Annotated in this window: 20 protein-coding genes; 11 read left to right on the forward strand and 9 right to left on the reverse strand. The window is 44.0% G+C overall.

All coding sequences use genetic code 11. From position 1 onward, the window contains the following. Positions 1-10 precede the first annotated feature (10 nt). The 6 genes from gatC to KIT51_04155 form a co-directional block, all read right to left on the reverse strand. Positions 11-298 carry an Asp-tRNA(Asn)/Glu-tRNA(Gln) amidotransferase subunit GatC gene (gatC, locus tag KIT51_04130; protein UYN87463.1) on the reverse strand — a complete coding sequence of 96 codons (288 nt, stop codon included), beginning with the start codon at positions 296-298 and terminating at the stop codon, positions 11-13. Beyond that, positions 295-1,020 (reverse strand): 1-acyl-sn-glycerol-3-phosphate acyltransferase, encoded by a 726-nt coding sequence (locus KIT51_04135; protein ID UYN87464.1) that lies wholly within the window; start codon positions 1,018-1,020, stop codon positions 295-297. Before KIT51_04135 ends, gatC begins: the two co-directional genes overlap by 4 nt. Before the next feature lie 20 nt (positions 1,021-1,040). Then, the gene (locus KIT51_04140; protein ID UYN87465.1) at positions 1,041-2,369 is read right to left on the reverse strand and encodes an aminopeptidase P family protein; all 1,329 of its coding nucleotides are present in this window, start codon (positions 2,367-2,369) and stop codon (positions 1,041-1,043) included. 93 nt (positions 2,370-2,462) lie between these two features. Next, positions 2,463-3,020, reverse strand: coding sequence for an acyl-CoA thioesterase (locus KIT51_04145; GenBank protein UYN87466.1), 558 nt, complete (start codon positions 3,018-3,020; stop codon positions 2,463-2,465). A gap of 47 nt (positions 3,021-3,067) precedes the next feature. Beyond that, a complete protein-coding gene (locus KIT51_04150; protein UYN87467.1) occupies positions 3,068-4,417 on the reverse strand; it encodes an MATE family efflux transporter in 1,350 nt (449 codons plus the stop codon). Then, on the reverse strand, positions 4,414-4,962 hold the full coding sequence (locus tag KIT51_04155; protein UYN87468.1) for an NUDIX hydrolase: 549 nt from the start codon (positions 4,960-4,962) through the stop codon (positions 4,414-4,416). The genes KIT51_04150 and KIT51_04155 overlap by 4 nt, the downstream gene beginning before the upstream one ends. Positions 4,963-5,062: 100 nt before the next feature. Here KIT51_04155 and KIT51_04160 point away from each other — a divergent pair, with 100 nt between their 5' ends. From KIT51_04160 to KIT51_04170, 3 genes are all read left to right on the forward strand, one after another. Beyond that, entirely contained in the window at positions 5,063-5,671 is a 609-nt protein-coding gene (locus tag KIT51_04160) for a ribonuclease HII (protein UYN87469.1), read from the forward strand. Between the two features lie 206 nt (positions 5,672-5,877). Then, positions 5,878-6,546: a DUF3667 domain-containing protein gene (locus KIT51_04165; GenBank protein ID UYN87470.1), complete on the forward strand. Its 669-nt coding sequence runs from the start codon at positions 5,878-5,880 to the stop codon at positions 6,544-6,546. 45 nt (positions 6,547-6,591) lie between these two features. Continuing rightward, positions 6,592-7,365, forward strand: a complete 774-nt coding sequence (locus KIT51_04170; GenBank protein UYN87471.1) for an NRDE family protein — start codon at positions 6,592-6,594, stop codon at positions 7,363-7,365. Here the strand turns inward: KIT51_04170 and KIT51_04175 are convergent. Next, positions 7,346-13,510, reverse strand: a complete 6,165-nt coding sequence (locus KIT51_04175) for a hypothetical protein (protein UYN87472.1) — start codon at positions 13,508-13,510, stop codon at positions 7,346-7,348. The two genes, KIT51_04170 and KIT51_04175, sit on opposite strands and share 20 nt — an antisense overlap. Before the next feature lie 250 nt (positions 13,511-13,760). Here KIT51_04175 and KIT51_04180 point away from each other — a divergent pair, with 250 nt between their 5' ends. The 3 genes from KIT51_04180 to KIT51_04190 all read left to right on the forward strand — a co-directional run bounded on the left by KIT51_04180 (position 13,761) and on the right by KIT51_04190 (position 16,326). Further along, positions 13,761-14,636, forward strand: coding sequence for an alpha/beta hydrolase (locus KIT51_04180; protein UYN87473.1), 876 nt, complete (start codon positions 13,761-13,763; stop codon positions 14,634-14,636). A 372-nt stretch (positions 14,637-15,008) separates the two neighbouring features. Then, positions 15,009-15,722, forward strand: a complete 714-nt coding sequence (locus KIT51_04185) for an ABC transporter ATP-binding protein (GenBank protein ID UYN88494.1) — start codon at positions 15,009-15,011, stop codon at positions 15,720-15,722. Positions 15,723-15,777: 55 nt separating this feature from the next. After that, entirely contained in the window at positions 15,778-16,326 is a 549-nt protein-coding gene (locus KIT51_04190) for a cob(I)yrinic acid a,c-diamide adenosyltransferase (GenBank protein ID UYN87474.1), read from the forward strand. A 1-nt stretch (position 16,327) separates the two neighbouring features. Here KIT51_04190 and KIT51_04195 read toward each other — a convergent pair whose 3' ends face one another. Then, a complete protein-coding gene (locus KIT51_04195) occupies positions 16,328-16,714 on the reverse strand; it encodes a hypothetical protein (GenBank protein ID UYN87475.1) in 387 nt (128 codons plus the stop codon). Positions 16,715-16,850: 136 nt separating this feature from the next. Between KIT51_04195 and KIT51_04200 the strand changes: the two genes are divergently transcribed. From KIT51_04200 to KIT51_04215, 4 genes are read left to right on the forward strand one after another with little or no spacing between them, the layout of a single operon-like run. Next, positions 16,851-17,915: a branched-chain amino acid aminotransferase gene (locus KIT51_04200; GenBank protein UYN87476.1), complete on the forward strand. Its 1,065-nt coding sequence runs from the start codon at positions 16,851-16,853 to the stop codon at positions 17,913-17,915. Then, entirely contained in the window at positions 17,897-18,388 is a 492-nt protein-coding gene (locus tag KIT51_04205) for a hypothetical protein (GenBank protein ID UYN87477.1), read from the forward strand. Before KIT51_04200 ends, KIT51_04205 begins: the two co-directional genes overlap by 19 nt. A 30-nt stretch (positions 18,389-18,418) precedes the next feature. Then, positions 18,419-19,579: a class I SAM-dependent RNA methyltransferase gene (locus KIT51_04210; GenBank protein UYN87478.1), complete on the forward strand. Its 1,161-nt coding sequence runs from the start codon at positions 18,419-18,421 to the stop codon at positions 19,577-19,579. Positions 19,580-19,608: 29 nt separating this feature from the next. Continuing rightward, complete coding sequence (locus KIT51_04215; GenBank protein UYN87479.1) at positions 19,609-20,046, forward strand: thioesterase family protein; 438 nt, start codon at positions 19,609-19,611, stop codon at positions 20,044-20,046. 44 nt (positions 20,047-20,090) lie between these two features. Here the strand turns inward: KIT51_04215 and KIT51_04220 are convergent, their stop codons facing one another. After that, positions 20,091-21,275 carry an RsmB/NOP family class I SAM-dependent RNA methyltransferase gene (locus tag KIT51_04220; protein ID UYN87480.1) on the reverse strand — a complete coding sequence of 395 codons (1,185 nt, stop codon included), beginning with the start codon at positions 21,273-21,275 and terminating at the stop codon, positions 20,091-20,093. Between the two features lie 72 nt (positions 21,276-21,347). Between KIT51_04220 and KIT51_04225 the strand changes: the two genes are divergently transcribed. Continuing rightward, entirely contained in the window at positions 21,348-24,140 is a 2,793-nt protein-coding gene (locus KIT51_04225; protein ID UYN87481.1) for a CHAT domain-containing protein, read from the forward strand. Positions 24,141-24,251 lie beyond the last annotated feature (111 nt).

Here is a 24,251-nt window from a genome sequence, read left to right on the forward strand (position 1 = left end):
GCAGGCATTTCTATTCGATTACCTTAGGTACACTAAAATAATCCCCAACTTGTTTAGGGGCATTGCGTAAGGCCTGCTCGCGTGTGAGTTTATTTTCTGCCTCGTCTTCACGCAATGCATTTATTTCGGTGCTCATGGTGGTGAGGGGCTCCACACCGGTTGTATCCACCTCATTCAGTTTCTCAACCCAGGTAATAATGGCACTCATATCAGTTAACATCTTTTCTACCACTTGTTGGGGCATTTCAAGCCTGGCCAGATGGGCGATTTTATCCAAAAGTTCACGTGTAATCTTCATACAATGTGCCTGCTTAGTTCCTGCTCAATCGTTTCCCGAACCATCCCTTTAAGTGCAGCAACATCTTTTGCTGTCATGCCGCAGGTCTCAATTGGTTCGTGAATAATTATTTTAACCGGTTTCCACCGGATCAGGAATTCTTCCGGTGGTAAAATTATCCAATTATTGGGCAGTGTTACCGGCACTACGGGGATTTGTTTTTCAATAGCGATGCGAAATGCGCCATCCTTGAAAGGCCCCATTAACGGTTCTCCTTTTGTTACAATGCCACCCTCAGGGTATATCACTAAGCTTTTTCCATTGTCGATAGCCTTCAATGATTTTTTAAACGTGCTGGATCGGCTTTTAAGGTCCTGGCGGTTAACGGTAATGTGCAGTTTGCGGTACATAAAGCCAAACAGGGGTATATGCTCCATATCGTTTTTACCCACAAAAATGGTGTTGTGCGGGTTCAAGCCCATTACGGGTATATCGGCATAGGAAAAATGATTAGGGCAAAAAATATACGACCGTTTGGCATCAAGTTTACCCAACACCTCAACTGACCAGGGTATGCCTACCAGGCTAAACAACGAATACGCCCACCAACGGTTGATTGCCCCGATCCATTTAAACTTTTTTGGAAATATTATGGGCACCAGCAATAGCAGGAAAAAAATTAGGAACAGTAGGGAAAATACCACTAACGCGTAGCCTGTATAAATGCCCCTTACCAGTTTCATGACTAAAACAGCAGCAAGGATTATTGTCGGTTTATTCCATCAGGTCGTGGAATGATCAGCAATTCGCGCTGACGACCATCAATGTAACGAAATCCGGTTTCATCGAAGTAGCCATCTTCTTCCAGTTGAATACGGATTTCCTTTTTCCATTCCTGAATGTAAACGGAAGCATTCAATTCAATTGAGTAGGCCGTATTGTAATGCAAAGGGTAATCACCGGTGTAGGGCACACCACCCTGCATGTCCCACATACCTATGGTGCTTCCGGCAGCATGGCCGTGAAATCCGATAGGGTGAGTGTAAATGGAAGGTGTAATGCCCTGACTAATGGCTTGCTTGCGTGAGTCGGCCAGGATTTGGTTACCGGTTTTGCCAAGCTTAAAGTTACTGGTAAGGATATCCTGGAGTTTATTACCGCGACTGAACGCCATTTTAAGATAATCGGGTGCATCGGTTTCACCGGGTTTCAACACATAGGCGTGCTGCTGCGTGTCGGTATTAAGCCTTAGGTAGGTTATTCCAAAATCAACATGAAGCAGATCGCCCGGCAGGATAACGTAAGGTTGTGGTCGTTTGCTCATAATGGCTTCCGATTCGTTGCGTTGAATGGAAACACTGGGCTGAAACCAGGTATCAAGCTTTAGCTCTTTCATTTTTTCACGGTACCACCACACCACATCTTCGGTAGTGGTAATACCCGGATGGATTACTTTTTGTGAAAACCCTTCGGCAATGATGTCGTGGGCGATGCGGCAAATTTGTTGGTAAATAACCATTTCGCGTTCGGTGCGCGTTTCCAGCCAGCCAACTGCGAGTTTTTCGGCCGAGGTTACATTGGCCTGTAACTTTTTGGGCAGGGCCTTGATTAATTTCTGGTGGTGCGAATAGGTGAGACCATCGGCATGACCGTAGTGATCGGAAAAATTAACCCCGATTTTTTTTGGGTTACGTTCTTCAATAAGCTTTGCCAATTGCGCCCATTGATCGGGCTGGGCATCAGGATCCCATGAGCGCCTGAAAATTTTACCTACATCGTACCGTGATACGGCCAGGCATTCAATTTCTTTATCGGCCCCGCGATCGAACATGACCAGCATGGTTGTTCTGCGTGCTGCAAACCACGTAGCCGGTAAAAACGTGCGGATAACAGGGTCTTCGTTGTATTCACTGCTGATGAGCACCCACATGTCAAATCCTTCCCTGCGCATGAGTGAGGGCAACACGGTTCGGATGCGATCTTCCAGAAGCTCGTCAATTACTTTGGCCTGTTCGCGTTGTGACAGGATGACGGGATACTGCGCTTGCGCGGTGAGCGAGAAAAGAATGATCAATAAATAAAAATGCTTCATAAAAATTATTTACGATTTACGATTTACGATTTACGATTTACGATTTACGATTTACGATTTACGATTTACGATTTACGATTTACGATTTACGATTTACGATTTTAAGTTCAACACACAACGTTCATTCTTTAGTATTTCCCGGGCGCGCCCCACTTCAATCTGCGATTTGGCATCGTCCATTTGCCCACGAATTGCATTTTTAATTTCCTTCATGCGCATGGCTTCAATAAAACGCTTAACGTCCTCCGTATTTTCAAGAATGAGTTTGGGGACAGGCGTAGGCTTGTCGCTGTCGTCTTTGGCCACCATGGTAAAAAATGATGAGTTGGTATGTTTTACAGCATGTGTCTTTACATTCAAGGCCTCAACACGAATACCCACCACCATGGATGACCGCCCAACATAATTTACCGAGCCATGCATGGATACCAGTTCACCTACTTCCACCGGCTGCAAAAACTCCACTTTATCTACGGTAACGGTTACGCAATACGTGCCGGAGTGCTTGCTGGCACATGCGTAGGCAACTTTGTCCATCAGCGAAAGTAAAATGCCCCCATGGATTTTTCCGCCAAAGTTGGCATAGGCTGGAATCATCAATTCCGTTATCGTGGTTTGCGAATACCGTACAGGTAAAGCTTCTTCATGCATAGTTAATAACTTTGAAAAATGAAGATAGGGGAATCCTTAAAATAGTCCTATTCTACAGAAACTGAATTGGGCAACAGTTTTTTACTGAGCGTAGCAAACCGGATAAACATTGCTGTAGCCGTAATGGTAAGCCCGATAAGCAGGCCCATCCATATTCCGTTGGCACCATAATTCAATTTAAACCCGAGCCAATACCCAAGGGGCAAACTGATAACCCAGTAAGCCACAAAAATCATTAGGGATGGGATTTTAACATCCTGTAAGCCGCGCAAAGCCCCGGCACATACCACTTGCATACCATCGGAAAGTTGGAATAACCCGGCTATAATAAGTAATGGTGCTGCAATAGCTACTACCGACTGATCATCGATATACAGCAGCGGCAATTCATGTCGCCAAATAATAAATGCAATTCCCCAAATGGTCATAACAATCAATGCCATGCCTATTAATGTAAAGCCGGCCATTCGAAGCGTTGGGATGTCGCGCTTGCCCAGGTAGCTCCCAACACGAATGGTGGCAGCAGCGCCAAGACCTGAAGTGGTCATGTAGCTGATGGTTGCCAGGTTTATGGCAATTTGATGTGCCGCCAATGCCGTTGTGCCAATCCAACCCATCATAATGGCTGAAAAACCAAATGCACTGACTTCAAAAATAAATTGTATGCCAGCCGGTATGCCGATGTTAAGCATCTTATTGATCAGCTTGCGCGAATAATTTCCGAAGGCAAACCCATTACGGTAACTGATAAATTTTTTTCCACAAAAGATATAGGCCAGCATAAGTATGCCCATGAGTACACGCGAAATCAGCGTTGCCCAGCCGGCACCATTTAAGCCAAGTTCAGGAAAACCATATTTTCCATATATCAACAGATAGTTTAAAAGAATATTCAGCAGGTTGCAGGTTATCACAATAATCATCGCCATGCGTGTGCTGTGCAGCCCTTCACCAAACTGACGGAAGGTTTGAAAGACCATGAAGGGCACAATCGATAAGGAGATGATGAATAAATACGGGATTGCCAGTGCGACTACATCTATGGGTTGATTGATATAATGAAGCAGGGGACCGGTGAGCAGGATTATAGTCAATAAAATAAACCCGGTAACCAGGTTTATAATAAACCCGTGGCGCAGTATTTCCGTAATGGATTTTTTGTCTTGCCGTCCATCGGCTTCTGCAACCAGGGGCGTAATGGCGTATGAAACACCAATACCAAACGTGAGCAACAACATAAACACCACATTGGCCAGGGATGAGGCGGCCAATGGAGTTGCCCCTGTTCGCCCAATCATAATGCTGTCGGCAACGCCTGTCATTACCTGGCCCAGCATGCTGATCATAACCGGGTAAGCCAAAAGGAAGTTGGTTTTATAGTGTTGTTTTAGTGTCATGGTAGATCTTTCAGACGGGCAACCATAAGTAAACCGGTCATGCTTATGCTGTCGGTAATTTTTCCCTCCATCACCATCCTGACGGCTTCCTGCAACGAAAGTTTTTTTACTACAAGGTCGGCTTCTGTTTCTTCGCGGTCGTCTTCACCTTGCGTTAAATCTTCGGCAAGAAATATAAATCCCTCTTCGTCTGTCACTGAGTTAGAGGTATGGATGCGGGTCAGCAAAGTCCACTTGTTTGCGGTCAATCCCGTTTCCTCCCTCAGTTCACGCCTAGCGGCATCTAATGGATCGGTACTAATCGTTCCTCCTCCTTCCGGTATTTCCCAGGAATATTCATTTAAGGTATAGCGAAACTGCCCTACCAGCCAGGTATTGTTTAGGTTGTCCAGCGGTATAATGCCTATGGCTTTGTTTTTAAAATGCACTTTTCCATAAATCCCCTTTCCACCCGATGGGTTTAATACATCATGTTCGGTTACCTGTATCCATTTATTGGCGTATACTTCACGGGTTGAGAGGGTTGTCCACGGGTTTTTGTTCATACCTGCTGATTCTATATCCGGCTTCAAGATTCAAAATATTATTGATAAATGGCGGGGAACCTTGAATTTTGAATGGTGAATATGGATTTTTGATCAACCTATGCCCAAACTCCGTTCGTCATTTACGAAACACTTAATCGAAGCCGGTTGCGATGAAGCCGGCCGTGGTTGTTTGGCAGGGCCTGTTGTGGCGGCTGCCGTTATCCTACCCAAAAAATACCGGCATAAAAGACTTACCGATTCAAAGCAGTTATCGGCCGAAGAACGATTTTCATTGCGGGAAGAAATTATTCGTGATGCGGAGGCCTGGGCGGTGGCAGAAGTTTCGCATGAAGAAATTGATGTTATCAATATTTTAAATGCATCTTTTAAAGCCATGCACCTGGCGGTTGACCAACTCACCATCCAGCCTGAGTTATTGTTGATTGATGGCAACCGTTTTAAACCCTATCGGGATGTTCCGTTTGAGTGCATTATTAAAGGTGATGCAAAATATCTTTCAATAGCAGCAGCCAGCGTTTTGGCAAAAACCTATCGGGATGAACTGATGAAAAAACTTGCCGTGGAACATCCCGGGTATGGCTGGGAAACCAATGTAGGCTACCCAACGGCTGGCCACCGCGATGCTATTAAGCTACTGGGCTTATCACCATACCATCGTAAAAGTTTTCAACTTTTTCCACGCCAGTTGGAATTATTTTCGGTTTGAAGATGGGCAATCAAATCACGCAACCCGGGCAGATAAATCACCCGCATGAATGTAAGGCTTGCAGCCATAGTTTTTATGGGGATTTTTGTAATCAATGCGGTGAAAAAATTTTAAAACCTCAGGAAAAGTCATTTCGCTATTTTTTGGGAAGTCTGTTAAATGCCATCACCTTTCTTGACAGTAAGTTTCTTAAAACGCTAAAGTTGATGGTGCTGAAACCCGGATATGTTTCTGCTCAGGTAATTGAGGGAATACGCGTACCCTATGTAAAGCCCATATCCATGTTCTTTGTGGTAAACCTTGTTTATTTCCTGGTGGCAGGATCAGACACCTATAATACAAAGTTTGACTCGCAAATGCATCAAATGCCATACAGCAAAATGGTACGCGTTATGGTTGAACAAAAGATTGCAAAAGAAAATATTTCATTGGATACTCTGCGGGTTCAATACGAGCAACAATCAACCAGCCTGGCCAAGCTTATGCTTATTTTATTTGTTGTACTTACTGGAGTATTCATATCGTTATTAAATGCCCGGAAAAAATTGTATTTCTATGACCACCTCACGGTTTCACTTGAATTTAACACCATGTTCATATTCATCGGTAATATTCTGCTGCATTGGTTTATGTTTTTAGCAGCAAAAATCATGTCGGTAATGGGTATTTCCCTCGAAGGATATCTGACTGATCCGATGTATACTTCCATTGCCGTAATAATAGCGGTAACAATTTTATTCTTCATGCAACGCAGGGTTTACCACGACTCCAAAGTTTTGAGTTTGGTGAAGGCCTTTGGGTTTATTCCATGTTTAGCTGTATCCATGATAGCCTATCGGGCAATCTTGTTTTTGGCAACCATGTTAACGGTTTAATAGCTACAGGTGAACTTGATTAACTACAAAATGGTTTGAGGTATTATGTGCTTGATTTTCATTTCATTAAATAATCATCCCGCTTATAAACTTATTGTTGCTGCCAACCGCGATGAATTTTATAGGCGTAAAACTGCACCAGCCCGGTTTTGGGATGATTACCCGCATATTCTGGCTGGCCGCGACCTGGAGGCCGGAGGTACGTGGATGGGCATTAACATACAAGGCAAGATCAGCATGGTAACCAATTACCGCGATCTGAGGAACCTAAAACCGGTTGCCCCATCCCGAGGTCATCTAGTGTCAGACTTTTTATTGAATGGAGATCATCCTCAGGAATATGGGCACAAGATCGCGGCAAAGGGTGAGGTCTACAACGGCTTTAATTTGATCTTCGGCTGGCCGGATGAACTATTGTATTATTCTAACTATACGGGAACGGTTCAACAGATTCCTGTGGGAATTCACGGCCTGAGCAACCATTTGCTCAATACACCCTGGCCAAAGGTAGAAAAGGGCAAAGTAAAGTTTTCAGAAGAAGTTCAATCAAAAAAGATTGACCCAAACCGCCTTTTCGGCTTGTTGCACAACGAAGAACAGGCACTTGATGATCAACTTCCTGATACCGGTATTGGTATAGAACGTGAACGGGTGCTCTCCTCCATGTTCATCAAAAGTCCGGATTACGGAACGCGCTGCTCAACGGTCTTGTTGATCGATCGTGATAATAATGCGTTCTTCACCGAACGGGTATACGATCTGAACACGTTTGGTTATACGCAGCATGAGTTCAATTTTCCTATTGAACAACCAGTTTAAAAATTTCACCTGATTGTGTGCGGATGATATACAAGCCCGGGGCAAGGTCTGATGTATCAAACCCTTCGGCCTCCTCGTAATTGCCTACTATTTGATTCAGGTTATTGATCACGGCTGCATTTACCTTTCGGTTAAACGTTACCCATTGTTTACCGGCAGGGTTAGGGTAAACCGTAAACGGATCATCACCACGTTTAATGGAAATTACAGGTGAATAGGTGTATGTTCCATCAAAATCAATTTGCTTTAAACGATAGTAGGATGTTCCGGACAATGGAAATTGATCAAGCAGGGCATAATCATTTTTTGTAGGGGTGGTACCAGCACCATTTACCCGCGCGATGGATGTAAAATCAAAACCATCTTTAGAGCGTTCAACTTCAAAAGCATCATTGTTTAGTTCCGAAGCAGTCTGCCACTGCAGGTTCACCAGTTTTTCAGGGGTAAGGCTTGCACGGAAGTAAACCAACTCAACCGGTAAAGGATTTTCGGCATTGGTTGAAGCCAGTGTAAAAGGACTAAAGGCGGTAACTGCCGCGGAGGTAATGATTGTTCCATTAGTCGCTGTGCCCGTTGTTCCACCATTGCCTTGATTGACCCAATTGGTACCGGTCCACCGTGTTACGCGCAATGTGGCTGGGTTGGTAATATAACCCGGGTTACAAGCGGCTTCATTCCAGCTTAGCGTTACAAACACATTCGATGCACCAACATTTCTGTCGAGTGTCCAGTATTCACAACCGCTTACTGTCCAGAAGGAGGGATCCCAAACGGCAGGGCTTCCCAGCAAATGGTTTTGATTCAGGTATTGGGCTGTAAAGGCATGGGTAGTTGTGGTAGGCGCTGAGATTGAAATGGGGCGATAAAAACCATTATCACCAACCGGGAAGATGAATGGATCGTCACCGGTTTTGCGCACGGGACCATCAATGTAGCTGGCATTGTTGGCACCCGTGGCGGTTGCATTGTCGCCAAAGTTTAAGAAGTTAACTGCATCGGTGTTCATAATACCGGTATTGAAGGTAGCAGCAACGCTAACGGTTAGGTCCGTGTTCAAGGTTACCTGGTTGGCGCTTTTGTTCAGGTTTATCCTGCGGAAAATTGGGGAAGGTGTTCCTCCTGTTTTATTTACAGTTTGTGCGTTGGATCCGGTAAACTCAACAATGCCGGTTCCCCCGGCAAGCGTGAGGGAAGTATTGCTGTTAATAGTAATGTTGGACGCAAAGAGGTTTGTGACATTCCAGGCAGGATCAAAAGCACCGCTTGAACTTTTTACAAATGTTACTGGGCCGTTAAAGGTATCACCATTGGTATTGGCCAATCGCCAACGCGCAGTGCTGCTGTTGGTAAGGGTTGTGCTGCCATTGAAGGTGTTGTTACCAGCGTTATCATTATTCCCTGCCCCGGTTTTTGAAATTGAAGTGGTACCGTTAAATGTGCCTCCTTCCAGTTCAACTTGTGGAGAAGAAAAATTTACAGCCGCATTGAATGTAGTGGATGGACCTATACGAAGAAGAGCTGTTCCGGTTAAGGTTAAAGATTGTGCGGTTGCACCCGATTGGGTAAACCTTCTTATATGAAGCGACCCTGTTGTAAATGATCCTATGTTCAATGTGCGGCCGCTGGCCAGGGTTGATGAAGCGCTACCACCGTTACCGATATAAACGCCACCACCAGCCGTGCTTGTGAAGGTTACATTACCATTAAATTCATTACCCGTTGTATTGTGGGCCAGGTAAATCAAACTCGACCCGGTATTGTTTACAGTTAAGCTTCCATTGAAAACATCGGGTGAAACATTGGCCGTTAATAAGTAGCCGGAACCGGAATTCGTTAAGGTTGTGGTGCTATTAAAGGTATTCCCTCCATTTCCGTCATTGCTGGTTGCACCTGTTTTGGTTATTGCTGCTGTTCCATTATAGGTACCGCCTTGAAGAAACACCTGGGGTGCTTCAAGGGTAACATTACCGTTAAAGATCAGGCTTGGCCCAAGCAATAAGCGTGATGTTCCGGTGAGGGTTAATGCCTGTGCTGTTCCACCCGATTGGGTAAACCTTCTTAAGCGCAAGTCACCTGTTGTAAACCCTGATCCTCCAACAGTTATGGTTCGTCCGGCTGCCAGGGTAGCAGTACCCCCGCCACTTTCACTGAAGTATATGCCGCCACCAAAAGTTGAATTGACAACGATATTTCCGTTAAATACCGTACCCGGAAAGTTATCGGCCATGCGAATGGTACCTGCGCCAGTGTTGGTAAGTGTCAGGTTGTTATTGAATTGATCTAAAGCCGTATTGGCGAACCTGAAAAATCCGCTTCCGGAGTTTGCGATGGTTGTAACACCATTAAAAATATTACCACCATTACTGGTGTTATCAGTCGCACCTGTTTTTTCCAGGTAGGTTATGCCATTGAAGGTTGCACCGTTGAGCAGGAATTGTGAAGACCGGAAGTCTACGTTTCCATTAAACGTGCTTGAAGGCCCAAGTTCCAGCAATGCGGTGCCGGTGAGAACAAGTGTCTGAGGCTCTGCACCCAGTTGTGTAAACCTTCTAAGACTTAGAAAGCCACTGCTAAATCCTGAGCCGCCAACAAGAAGCGATCCACCAGCAGCCATCGTAGAGGCTGCGCCAACCTGACTGGAAATATAAATACCTCCGCTGCCCAATGTTGAGTTGAACGTGATGTTGCCGTTAAATTGGTTTCCCGCAGTGCTCCGGGCAATAGAAATTGTGCTTGATCCTGTATTTGTAATTGTTAGATGTGTGTTAAATATGTCAGGGGATACATCAGCTGAGTTTAAGAACCCACTGCCGGAATTAACCAACGTTGTAATACCATTGAAGATATTGCCGCCCGTTCCGGAATTATTCCCAGCTCCTTTTTTCTCCAGGTACGCAGTACCACTTACGGTTACGCCATTTAAAAAAAGTTGTGGTGCCCTGAAATCAATATTGCCTCCAAATGATGATGAAGGCCCGAGGGTGAGGATTGCGATACCGGTAAGGTCAAGTGTTTGTGGCGTTGGCCCAACCTGGGTAAAACGGATAAGCCTCACATCGCCACTGATAACGCCCAACGAGCCTACGCCTATAGTGCGCGTTGAAGCAAGTGTTGCAGATGCACTTGCTCCGTTTCCAAACCAAATACCTCCGCCAAAGGTTGAATTCAATTCTATGTTTCCGTTGAATTGATTGCCAGCAGAATTATTTGCGAGCCGTATGGTGGATGCACCCGAGTTGATAATTCTTAATGTGCCATTAAAGATGTCCGGATTAGTATTTGCAGTGGCCAGGTAGGCATCACCAGAATTAACAATGGTGGCATCATTGTTAAATATATTTCCACCGGCACCATCATTACCGGTAACACTGGTTTTCTCCAGGTAGGCTGTGCCGCTGTATGACGTTCCATTTAGTAACAGTTGGGGAGCAACAAAATTTACATTTCCGCCAAACGAAGAAGAGGGGCCTAGTGTTAGTAGTCCAGTTCCTGTTAAAGTAAGGGCTTGGGGCGTTGCGCCTAGTTGGGTAAACCTGGGCAGAAATAGATTCCCTGCATTGAAGCCAGAGCCACCTATGGTTATAGTTTTGGCGTTGGCCAGGGTTGCTGAGGCAGTAGCGCTTTCACAAAACAATACCCCGGCTCCGACCGGGTTGTTCACTACAATATTCCCGTTAAATGTTGAGGTACCTCCCCAGGCTACACGGATGGTCGAGCTTCCTAAGTTGTTGAAAGTAACATCATTATTGTAGGCACTTCCTGTTCCAAGTTCAAATAGGATGTCCGCTGAGCTGTTATTAATGAAAGTCGTTACTCCGTTAAAGGTATTATTTCCATTCGTTCTAAAAAATCCTGAGCCGTTATTGACGATAGTAGTTGTACCGTTAAAGGTTGTATTTCCAGTACCGGTATTTCCAGTTGCCCCGTTTTTTTCGATATAGGCAGTTCCGTTAAAGATTGTTCCGTTCAATAAAACTTGCGGGCTTACAAAGTTTACCGCACCGTCAAACTGAGCCGTTGGCCCTAGGTTTAATACGGCTGTTCCGGTTAATGTTAGTGCCTGAGCGGTTGAACCTACCTGGGTAAACCGGTTCAGGTTTAACGATCCAACTGAAAAGCCGGAACCGCCAATGTTCATGGTATAGGTATCCGAAAGTGTTGCTGTAGCTCCCGCTGTTTCACAAAATATGATCCCTGTTCCGGAAGGATTATTAAAAGTGATGTTGCCGTTAAAGACCGTGGCACCTGAATAGGCCATACGAATATTGCTGGTACTGGTGTTAGTGAGCGTAACATTGCCATTGTAATTACTTCCCGAGGATAATTCAAGAAGTAAATATGCAGTTCCGCTATTAACTAATGTTGTTGTTGAATTAAATGTGTTGTTGCCCTGCGTACGCAGGTTACCATTGGCTGAATTAACAATGGTTGTGGTGCCGTTTATCGTATTGTTACCGGCACCTGTATCTTCTGTTCCGCCAGTCTTTTCAAAGTAAGCATTGCCGGTTATGGTGGCACCATTTAGGAATAACCGAGAAGAACGCATATCTACATTACCCCCAAAAATTGCTGACGGCCCAACATTTATTCGAGTACTTCCGGTTGGTGCCAACACGATAGCGCTGGTCCCGGTTTGGGTAAAATTACGGAAGGTGAGCTGACCGTTTGTAAAACCAGTTCCCCCAATGGTTATGGTTCCGTTACCAAACGTGACAGAACCAGTACCGGCACTTAATTGAATATGGTCGTTGACCGTGTTGTTTAACGTTAAGTTTCCATTAAGTATCACATCGCCTAAACGGCCGAACTCGAAATCGCCAGTTGCTGTGGTGGCATTGTTAACAATTACATTACCATTGAATGTTGTTAATGTACCTGCTTCTAAGCTGATATGAATATCACTGGCATTACCAAAATTATTTATAGTAGTTGTTCCTTGAATTGTAGTTGAGGCACCAGAAAACCGGCTTATTTGGATCCGACTGGCAACATCAGTTGTTGAAGTATTCGTCAGGGTTAAGTTTCCAGCAAAGAGATTGCCAGCGTTATACGTTCCAATTCGTAAACGCCCACCACCGGTCACAACAAACGTGGCATTTCCATTAAATACATCACCCGGATCGGCTGCGTTATTGCCCAGTTGAAAGTCTCCTGAACCCGTAATGTTGAAGGTAACTTCCTGAAACGAATTTCCTCCCCTGGAACCGGTGGCATTAACACCGGTTTGCGTGAACGTACAGGACTGGAGAAATGTGCTGCTGTTAAATACCAACTCCTCAGAGGTAAAAGTAAGCGGGGCATTAAAGGTGCTGTTAGGCCCTAAGGTGAGCGTAGCATTGGGATTACCGGAAAGCATTAGGCTTTGAGGAGTTAAACCCACTTGGGTAAAATTGGCCAACGTGAGATTCCTGCAACCTGATGCCCCACAACTAACGGAAATGGTTCGCGTATTGGCCAAGGTTGATGTTCCACCATTGGGTCCGAATAACGCGCTGCCTGTAGAATTATAATTGATAACAATATTTCCATTAAACTGATTACCAGCGGCATTCCGTGCCATTATAATGCTTCCCGTACCATTGATGTTAAGGGTTACATCTGAAAAAATATCAGGGTTGGTAAACCCAAAGCGGAGTTCACCGCCACCAAGCGTTGTAACTGTTAATGTGCTGTTAAATGTATTGCCCCCCTGGCCAGAATAGGTTGCGTTATCCGTTTTAGTAAGGTTTACTGTTCCGTTAAAAACCGAACCATTAAAATTCAACCCGGCCGTGCTGCCATTAACCGGAACATTAAATTGCGTTCCACTAAACGTGGTTACCCCTGACGCATTTAGGCTTAGCGTTGCACCTGTTCCTGAGTTCACCGTGCCCCCCGCAAAAGTGTTTGCTCCTGTAGTAGTAAGTGTCCGGTTTCCCGGAAGGTCAATGATTCCGGTAAACGTGGCGTTTACGGTCAGGGCACTTAGGTTTGGTGAAACGTTAAGAATGCAAGTGCCTAAACCAAGGTTATTAAATATGGCCGTATTCCCGGCACCAGGTACAGATGCCCCGCCTGCACCACCCGAGGTAGTAGACCAGTTTGCTGGGTCATTCCAGTTACCGGAAGCAGCGGCAACCCAAAAACGGTTTTGGGAGTATGCCACAAGGATAAAACACAGAAATAACGCTAGAGTAAAGCCTTTTTTCATACCTGCACAATATAGAACCTTAAATATACTGCATTAATACATCTGATAGATAAAGGTATCTTTAATTCAAGGGATTTTTTTAACTAAAGTGCTGACATTCAGTCATTATATGGCTTTTTGGTTCAAAGGCCGCAATTAGTTTAAAGCTTTAAAAACAATTTTGATCCTAGGGCGTACCTTGTGTTTTGGTGAGATTGGAAAAAGCATGAGCAAAAAGAAAGATAAAACCCCTTCATTGTTAAAATTAATCCGATGGGGCTACCCTAAAGTTGAAGCCATATTTCCCTCGTTGGCATATCGTTTTTTTACGACACTATTCTTCACACCCTTACGGTATAAGGCCACGGAGAAGGAACGAAAAGCAGAAACATTTGGTGAGAAGTTCTGTGTAACCGCAGCCGGCAAAAAAATCCAGTGTTACCGGTGGGGAAAATCGGAGAAAACCATATTGGTTGTGCACGGGTGGGCCGGCAGAGCAACACAGTTCAGACGATTTGTAAAGCCATTCATAAAAGCAGGTTACCAGGTTGTTGGTTTTGATGGCCCTGCCCATGGCCAATCGGAAGGTAAGCGAACTACCATTGTTGAATTTGAAGAGACACTGAAGAAGGTTTATGAAAAAATCGATGAACCCGAAGCCATCATAGCGCATTCATTTGGTGGTGGTGCTGTATTGTTTGCCGCAAAGAATGGCCTTCCTGTAAAGAAGATAATTAATATTGCCAGCCCAACCATTGGCGATAAAATTATCGATACCTATTTAAAGGCTATTGGGGGCAGTGAAAAGACAAAAATGTTTTTCAAGAAATTTGTTCAACAGAAATACGGTAAGCCTTTTGATTCGTTTACTGCTTCGCACATCATTAAGGAAATCGATCAACCGGTAGAAATTTTGCTGGTGCATGATGAAGACGATAAAGAGGTTTCTTTAGAGCATCCGCTTGAGCTTATAAGACTTCACCCTTCGGCCCGGCTTCTGCAAACCAGGGGATTGGGCCATACCCGTATTTTAAAAGATAACCGGGTGATTCAGGAGATAGTAACATTTGTTCAGGAACCAGCGTCTGTTTCAAAGAATTAACCCAAAAAAGCCTTAGACTTTTTTGCACAAGGTGCTGACATTGAAAATGAAGCAGTTGAAAGTTGCTTCTAAAAGTAAGTCTTCCTTCATTTTCAATGTCAGGGTTAATCCTGACAATCCTGACGGTTTGCTGTCAGGATTCGTCAGATATTTATATTTCTGACTTAATTTCTGATGACAATTCCAGGATTAATTCTATTGTTTTGGTGTAATTTTAAACTGCTCGATAACACTAATCAATAGCCGTTTGCCAGTATTCAAAGCCGTTTAGGACCTTATTACAAAAGGATTGGTGCTAAAAAAGTAGTTTTGATTAAACATTTCAACCTTAGAACTTTTACTGTTATTTAATCATCAGCAAGGAATATGAAAATCATTGAAACGCATAATATCTCAAAAACATATATAATGGGTACGAGCGAAGTCAGGGCTCTTCAATCAGTATCTATTAGCATTGATAAGGGAGAATATGTTGCTTTTATGGGGCCATCAGGTTCCGGTAAATCAACCTTGATGAATATTGTCGGATGCCTGGATACGCCTTCAGGCGGTACCTATATGCTCAACAATCAACTGGTGAGTGACATGACAGAAAATGAACTGGCCGAGGTAAGGAATAAAGAAATTGGGTTTGTGTTTCAAACCTTTAATCTTTTACCAAGGGCCACTGCGCTGGAAAACGTTGCACTACCTTTAATTTATGCAGGGTACAGTAAATCCGATCGTGAAGAAATGGCCCATGCAGCATTGGATAATGTGGGTTTGGGCGATCGCTGGCACCACAAACCGAATGAACTTTCGGGTGGCCAGCGCCAACGTGTGGCCATTGCACGCGCTTTGGTAAACAATCCTTCCATCATCCTGGCCGATGAACCCACCGGTAACCTGGATTCAAAAACATCATATGATATCATGAACCTTTTCCAGGAGTTGCATGATAAGGGCAACACGATCATTATGGTTACACACGAAGACGACATTGCCCATTATGCCCATCGCATTATCCGCCTGCGCGATGGTTTGGTTGAATGGGATAAGAAGAACGAGCATATTACCCGGGGCAAGCCTGTGGAAGCAGCGCATTAGTATCCTGTAAAAAGTTTGGTTTTTATTACTGAACTTTAGATGTTATTTCACGTACATGAAAATCTACACCAAAACCGGTGATTCCGGCAGCACTTCGCTATTTGGCGGCAAGCGCGTTTTGAAATCTGATCTTCGCATTGATACCTACGGAACAGTGGATGAATTGAATTCCTACATCGGTTTACTGCGCGATCAAGACGTAAATCATAAGCGAAAGGATATTTTAATTGAAATACAGGACAGGCTGTTCACCATAGGCTCCATATTAGCCACCGAATCGGGTAATGAAAAAGTGAAAATACCATCACTTGCGGATGCGGACATCCACTTGCTGGAAAAGGAAATTGATGTTATGGATGCACAACTGCCGCCCATGCGTTCTTTTGTTTTACCTGGAGGACATCCATCTGTTTCGTTTTGTCATATTGCGCGAACTGTTTGCCGGAGAGCCGAACGGCTGGTGATTGCACTGGATGCTGTGGAGAAAATTAATTACCTCGTTATCCAATACCTTAATCGCTTGTCGGATTACCTCTTTATGCTTTCACGGAAAATGTCTGCTGAGTTAAATGCTGAAGAAACACCCTGGAAACCCCGCATGTAAATCAGGCTTTCTTTGGAAGAAACGATGTGTCCAGATAGTAACGGGTCAAATCATTTGGATCAACATATACGTCCATCTCTTTTTTGTCTTCTAAAAGTTTGGCAGGATTATACCAGATGTAATCACTTTTAAATTCGTAAACCTTGTTGGACACTACATCTTGGTACTGACACACAATTACATAAGGGCTTCTACCATTCACTTTAAAGGAACCGTCAACAATAATATCAGCAATAGGTACCAATGTTTTTCTTCCCCTGCCGTTGGTAAATATTTCAACCCATGAGGAATTTTTTTCCAAGGTGTTGAACAAAACGTACACACCTGCGAAAAGGCAAATCGTTCCGATAAAGGCGAAAATTCCAAAGAAGATTAACAAAGGGCGCATAAGGAGAAGATTCAGTGATTTTTAAAATTAAAAGAATCTGGCAGTGCGTTATAGAATTCAAAACAAATTCACCTAACATTCGTTAGCCTACTTGGTAAATATCTTTTAACTTGCAACCCAACTAAAACCTTACAGCATGGTCGAAACAATGAAAATTGCCATTGAACGGGTAAAGAAGTCAAGAAAAAGTGAAGTTGATTTTCGGAACATCCCGTTCGGTAAAATTTACACCGATCATATGTTCATGGCCGATTATAAAGATGGCGAGTGGACAAACTTCAGGATCATACCCTATGGACACATGCCTATAAGCCCGGCTACGCCTGCCCTCCATTATGGCCAGGCAATTTTTGAAGGGATGAAAGCCTACAAAGGGCCCGATGGCGAAGCGTTGGTTTTTCGCCCCCAGGATAACTGGAAGCGAATGAATATTTCTGGTGAGCGCATTTGCATGCCTTCCATTCCGGAAGAACTGTTTATGGAAAGCCTGGCCACGTTGATAGACCTTGATCGTGCCTGGATTCCGGATACCGAAGGGTCTTCTTTGTACATTCGTCCGTTTATGTTTTCAGCCGATGAGTATATTGGTATAAAACCTTCCGATAATTTCACCTTCATGATCATTCTCTGCCCGGTGGGATCTTATTACTCAACCCCTGTTAAGGTGCGCATTGAAACCCATTACACCCGTGCGGCACAAGGCGGCACAGGGTATGCAAAGGCAGGAGGGAATTACGGAGCGGCCATTTATCCGGCCAAGCTTGCACAGGCAAAGGGTTATCATCAACTTTTATGGACGGATGGAAAAACGCACGAGTACATTGAAGAGTCGGGAACGATGAACGTAATGTTTGTAATTGACGATACCTTGGTTACCCCTGCGTTAAGCGATTCGATTTTAGCCGGTATTACACGCGACAGCGTGTTGACAATGGCCCGTAGTTGGGGCATGAAAGTTGAAGAGCGCAAGGTTTCTGTTAACGAGTTGATTGAAGCCATTGATGCAGGCAGGCTAAAAGAAGCCTTTGGTGCGGGCACAGCAGCCACTATCGCCCATCTTGAACTGATTGGTTACAACGGAAAGGATTACTATCTTCCACCAATTGAATCACGTACATTTTCAAACAAAGTGTTCGCAGAACTGGAAGGTATAAAGCGTGGCCTTAAGCCCGATCCGTTTGGATGGATTGTAAAAATGTAATTCTTCTTCTTGGTTTTCTGGCTTGCTTCAGTGCAGCAGCCCAACCCCGTTTAGTTATCCTTAAAGGCGATAAGGTAATTACTTCGTTTTGCGAAGGAGACTATATCCGTTTTAAGCGCAAAGACCGCGATCATTTTACGGCAGGCCTTATCGGGGGCTTGACTAAAGATTATTTTAGGATTGGCGGAGACACAACACTGATCTACAGCCTTGAAAAAATTGATTTGAGCGAACGCGACAACTCCGGTTTTCGTACGAGGGCCATAGGCGCTACGTTTATTGCAGCAGGTACCGTATTTTTTCTTGGCGATTTATTCAATGAAACAGTAATCAATGATGAACCTTATTCGGCCAATACAGGCGTAATTACTGCCTCAGCATTATTGGTTACAACAGGCGTGCTTATGCAGTTTCTGAACAACGATAACTTTGTGCTGGGAAGGCGAAAAAAAGTAGTGGTGATTGATCGTTGAACCTGTAACTTTCGAAAAGATTAATTTTCAATGCTTTCGTTCACCCGGTCTTCGCGCATTATTATTACCTGCAACAAACGCCTGGCGCCCTGCCTTCAACAAGAAATAGAAGAGCTTTCGTTTTTTCCAGAGCACACCTTTCAAACAGGCGTTGAACTGCAAGGGACCCTTAATGATTGCATCAAGCTTAACCTGAACTTGCGCTGTGGTAGCCAGGTTCTCTTTTCATTAAAAGAATTCAAAGCCAGCGATGCCGACAAGATTTATGCGAACCTTGTCAATTATCCATGGGAAAACATTATTGATAGCGAGGGTTATTTTACAGTAACCAGCAACGTGAATAACCCAACCATAAACAATGAATTGTTTGTTAATGTAAAAGTGAAAGATGCCATTGTTGACCGAATGCGTAAACAAACCGGCAAGCGTCCTGACTCAGGTCCCGATCTGGGCAAGACGGTTATCCATTTATATTGGAAGGATAATGATGCCGAAATTTTTTTAGATACCTCGGGGCAAACACTTTCCAAGCATGGCTATCGCAAAATTCCCGGAAGGGCACCTATGCTCGAGGCACTCGCTACCGCAACGGTAATGGCCACCCAATGGGATAAGCGAAGCCCATTTATTAACCCCATGTGCGGTTCGGGTACGGTAGCCATTGAAGCTGCTTTATTGGCCACCAACCGCAGGCCAGGCCTGTTCCGGAAAAATTATTCTTTCATGCATGTGTTGGGTTATGAGGATACAGTTTATGAAAATGAATTAAAAAAGATATTGAATAAAGTTAAGGAAGTACCCGGCCTGGTTATTTATGCTACCGACAACCGCGAGGACGCTATAAATATTTCCCGTACAAATGCACGGATGGCCGGGGTGGAGGAGCTTATTACTTTTTCGGTTTGTGATTTTGAGAAAACACCAATACCCGATGGAAACGGTGTAGTATTCTTAAATCCTGAATATGGTGAGCGCATGGGCGAATTGGCTGAATTGGAACTGACCTACAAGCGCATTGGTGACTTTATGAAAAAGAATTGTCAGGGCTATAGAGGGTATATTTTTACCGGCAACCTTGACCTTGCCAAGAAAATCGGATTAAAGGCAAAAAGAAGAATTGAATTTTACAGTGCCAAGCTGGATTGCCGGTTGCTGGAATATGAATTGTATGCAGGGAGCAAGAGTAGATAGTTGTTAGTTATTCGTTATTTGTAATGGGTATGGTGCGTATACAAATTGATTTGCCTAAAAAGTTTGTTTTTGCTGTTGAACTTCCCGTCCGGGTTTCAGATTTGAATTACGGAAATCATGTAGGTAATGATTCCATCCTTACCCTGATGCAGGAGGCTCGTGCATTATTTTATCGCTCACTCGGATTTGAAAGTGAGGTAAAGATTGAGGGTTCAATAGGCCAGGTTGTTGCCGATGCTGCCATCGTTTACAAAACCGAATCATTTTTTGGCGATACCTTGATTATTGAAATAGCCGTTCGGGAATTTCATAAGTATGGCTTTGACATGCTTTACCGGATTTCCAATAAAGTTACCGGCAAGGAAGTGGCCCTCGGCAAGACCGGTATTGTTTGTTTTGATTATGCAAAAAGGAAAATGGCCACCATTCCTGCTTCACTTCAAAGCGCTTTAGACACGTTTCAATAAAAAACAACGATACTTTTAGGTAAAAGTGGTTTGTTGTTGAAAGCTTATTGTGTTCGTCTTATCCGTGCCATATAAAATCCATCGGTTAAGCCGGAAGGCTTAATTATTTTTTCTTCTTCCAAAGCAAATTGTTTTTGGTTCTTTTCTAAAAAGCCCTGCACTTGTTTTTCGTTCTCGGAGAGAAGTACGCTACAGGTTGAATAGACCAATACGCCACCCGGCTTAAGCATTAAAGAATAGTTTTGAAGAATGTCCTTTTGGGTGTTGATGATTTTGGTGATGTATTCCGGCTTCAGTTTCCACCGGGCATCCGGGTTTCGTTTCAGTACACCTAATCCGGAACAGGGTACATCCAACAATAGGCGATCAGCAGTTTGATGAAAGCGCTTTATACTTTTCGCTGTTTCAATCGTTCGGATATCAAAGTTATGAACACCGGCCCTGCGGGCGCGTTTTTTAAATTCTTCCAGTTTCCACCCGGCCACATCCATAGTTATAAGCCTGCCTTTGTTTTGCATATGTGCGGCAAGTTGTAACGACTTTCCACCGGTGCCGGCACAGGCATCAATTACACGCATGCCGGGCTCAACGTTCAGAAAAGACACAATCTGTTGCGAACCAAAATCCTGTACCTCAAAAAGGCCTTCTTGAAAAGCATTGGCCTGAAAAATATTTTTTCGTTCGCGAAGCATGAGCCCTTCCGGAAATCCAGGAATCAGTTCTGTTTCGATTCCCTCTTCATTCAATTTTACCATTAAATCGGTTACAGAGATTTTAAGGGTGTTAACCCGGATGGAAATTGGTGGTATGCGGTTTAATTCAGGTAGCAGTTCATCCCAGGTGCTGCCCAACTCAGTTTCACCCAGTACGTCCAACCAGTCGGGTACCGATTCCCGGATTTTTCGTTCGGTTTTCACAGCTTCAAATCGCTGGTGGATTTCTTTGGCGTGTAGCGATCCGAATTCTTTCCAGGCGCTTAATTCGTAATGATGAAGAATGGCCCATGTGCCTAGTATTTTCCATAAGCCATCGCTTTGGCTGATGGTTGTAAGCAAGCGATAATAGCGGACAATATCGTAGCTGGTTTCAGCGATAAGAGCACGGTCTTTTTCGGTGGGTTTTGAGGTTTTAAAAACCTTTTCCAGGGCTTTGTCAGCATACTTGTTATGCACAAATACTTCTTTTAATACCTGAACGATTGCTTCTGCCTGTGACCGGGTTAATTTCATGAACTTATCGTGGAATAATTTCGTAAACGAAGTAATTTAGAGGTTATAAAACAACTCTCCATTTTTACAACCATGCGTATCGCAATTTTAACTGCACTTATATTCTTTTCGGCAGCCTCAAATGCCCAGGATTGGTTAACAAAAGCATTGGGCGATGCGGGTGCCGAATCGAAAGCCAAACTAGATTCAGTTGACTTTCAGTTTGCCATTTCAGTGAATGAAAACTCCGGGTTTCTTGACGTAGAGCAGAAAGGTGAAGGATGGTCGCGTGGATTTTATTCCCTAAAGGACGAAACAACTAAAACAAAAATCGATCAGGCGCGTGATATTCTTGAGCGCGCCATCTCGTATTATGCAGGTTTGCGTATGTTTTCGCTGGCTGAGGCAGAATTTGAGAACGCAAAAACTTTTATGGAGACTAACAACCTTACCGGTGAAGTGATTTACCTGCGTTGTATTTCTACTATGGCGTTGGTGTATCTCGCACAGTCAAAATTTCAACAAGCTGAGGAGTTTATTGAATGGTCAGTTGGCTCGGCCGAAAATATAAAGGGCATTAACAGTGCCGGGTATATTGCCAACCTGAACAGTCGGGCAAAATTACAACAGCAGCTTGGCCGGTATAATGATGCGGAAAAGACTTTTAATACGGCCATGGAGCTTGGCAAAAAAAGGTTTGGTGATCAAAGTCTTCAGTATGCCATTTTAATGAACAACAAAGCCGTATTGTTGCAAACTATGGGTCGGTTTGATGAGGCAATTCAAGTAATGACCGAAGCCAGCAGGATAGCTGAAGTAGCTTTAAAAAAAGCGCTTCAGGGCAAGAAGTCGTTTGCCAACCGGCAGTTCCTCTCGAACCTTGCAAACGTTTATCAGGCAGCCGGAAAATATGATGATGCGGAAAAAGTTTACCTGAACATAAAATCCATCTTTGAAAACCGGGGGCAAAATAAAAATCCTGAATATGCCAACCTGCTCAACCAATTGGGTATCCTGTATATCCAGATGGGCAAAACCGACAAAGTAGAAGCTATGTTGAAAACCTCAGCGGATGTTTACAAGAAAAAATTCACGGAGGCCCATCCATCCTTCGCCAAAGTAACGGCCGATCTGGGCAATTTCTATCGCATGCAAGGGCGCAATGCAGAAGCCGAAACGTTGCTTAACAAGGCATTAAGCGTACGCGAAAGCACATTGGGCATAAGCCATCCTGATTATGCCCGCTCGCAGGAGGACATGGCAATACTTTATTGGAAAACCGGACGGTTGGATAAAGCCTATATGATGTATCGTGAGGTGATGGATAAAACCATCGACTTCATTAATCAATACTTTCCGCCCATGAGTGAAGCGGAGAAAACAAAGTATTGGGATATCACCTCACCACGCTTTCAGCGTTTCTTCAATTTTGCTATTGAAGCACATATTGAGCAAGCGCAAGTGGTTCAGGATTTTTATGATTACCACATTGCCACCAAAGCCATTTTGCTGAACTCTACAAACAAAGTGAAGGAGGCTATCCTGAAAGGCAATGACGAAAAACTGAAACAAGATTATTTACACTGGCTTGATCAGAAGGAACAACTAGCTCGCTTGTATGCCTATTCAAAAGAAGAGTTGAAAGAACAAAAGATTGACCTGGCCGATATGGAACGCAAAGCCAACGCGATGGAACGTTCCTTGTCCGAGCGGTCAACGGATTTCTCGGCTGGGTATTCATCGCAAAAGATCAGCTACAAGCAAGTTCTTGGATTATTAACCGATACAGAAGCAGTTGTTGATATTGTACGTGTGCGTGGGTTCAAGCAGGATTTTACTGATGACGTTCGCTATGTAGCCCTGGTACTGAAAAAGGGTTTGGACATGCCTCGCATAGTGGTGCTTGAAAACGGTAATCATTTGGAAACACGCTACGCAAAATTCTATCGCAACGCCATTCATGAAAAAATAGCGGATGGATACTCTTACGATCAGTATTGGAGCAGAATTGAACCGGAACTGGGTAACCGGAAAATGATTTATATATCGCCCGATGGTGTGTACAATCAGCTTAACATGAATACGTTGAAAAAACCTGATGGTGATTTTGTGTTGAATCGTTACGACCTTGTGATTATTGGTAATTCAAAAGATTTAATTGCACTGAAAGCAAAAAAACCGGGCGCCCCAAGGAAGAGTGCTTTCCTTCTGGGTTTTCCTGATTATGCTACCAGTGAAATTTCATCTTTGCCGGGCACTAAAACCGAAGTGGATGGCGTGGCCAAATTGCTAAAAGCATCAGGCTACCAGATTAGCCAGTTCATGGAAAAGCAGGCTACTGAAGCCAATGTAAAAGCGATTAAAGGTCCTGCACTGGTACACATTGCCACACATGGTTATTTTTTGAAAGATGTTGAAGGTACTGGGGGCTCCGTGTTTGGGGTGAATGCAGAAAATGCCACCAATAATCCGCTGCTGCGTTCCGGATTGATTCTGGCAGGAGCCGGCAAGTCTATTAGCGGAGGTGGCACCGATATCTCCAGCAACGATAATGGTGTGCTTACCGCTTATGAAGCCATGAACCTGAACCTGGAGGGTACTGACCTGGTTGTGCTCAGCGCTTGTGAAACAGGGCTTGGTGATGTTAAATCGGGTGAGGGGGTTTATGGTTTGCAGCGGGCCTTTTTAGTGGCCGGTGCCGATGCCATGATTATGAGCTTATGGAAAGTGGATGATGCAGCCACGCAACAACTGATGACAAACTTTTATACCAACTGGCTCAAGTTGGGCAATAAGCAACGTGCTTTTAAACAAGCTCAACTCCAACTTATGACTAAATACAAAGACCCTTACTATTGGGGTGCGTTTGTGATGATGGGAATGTGAAATAGTTAGAGCTTTGAGTTTCGAGCTTCCGGTTTGAAATAATCCTTTGACTCGTAACTCGCAACTCAAAGCTCGTGCCTTTAAGAATTCCTGATACAAAAAAGGCAAAAA

The organism is Cyclobacteriaceae bacterium (assembly GCA_025808415.1).
In the GTDB taxonomy this organism is placed as follows: Bacteria; Bacteroidota; Bacteroidia; order Cytophagales; family Cyclobacteriaceae; genus UBA2336.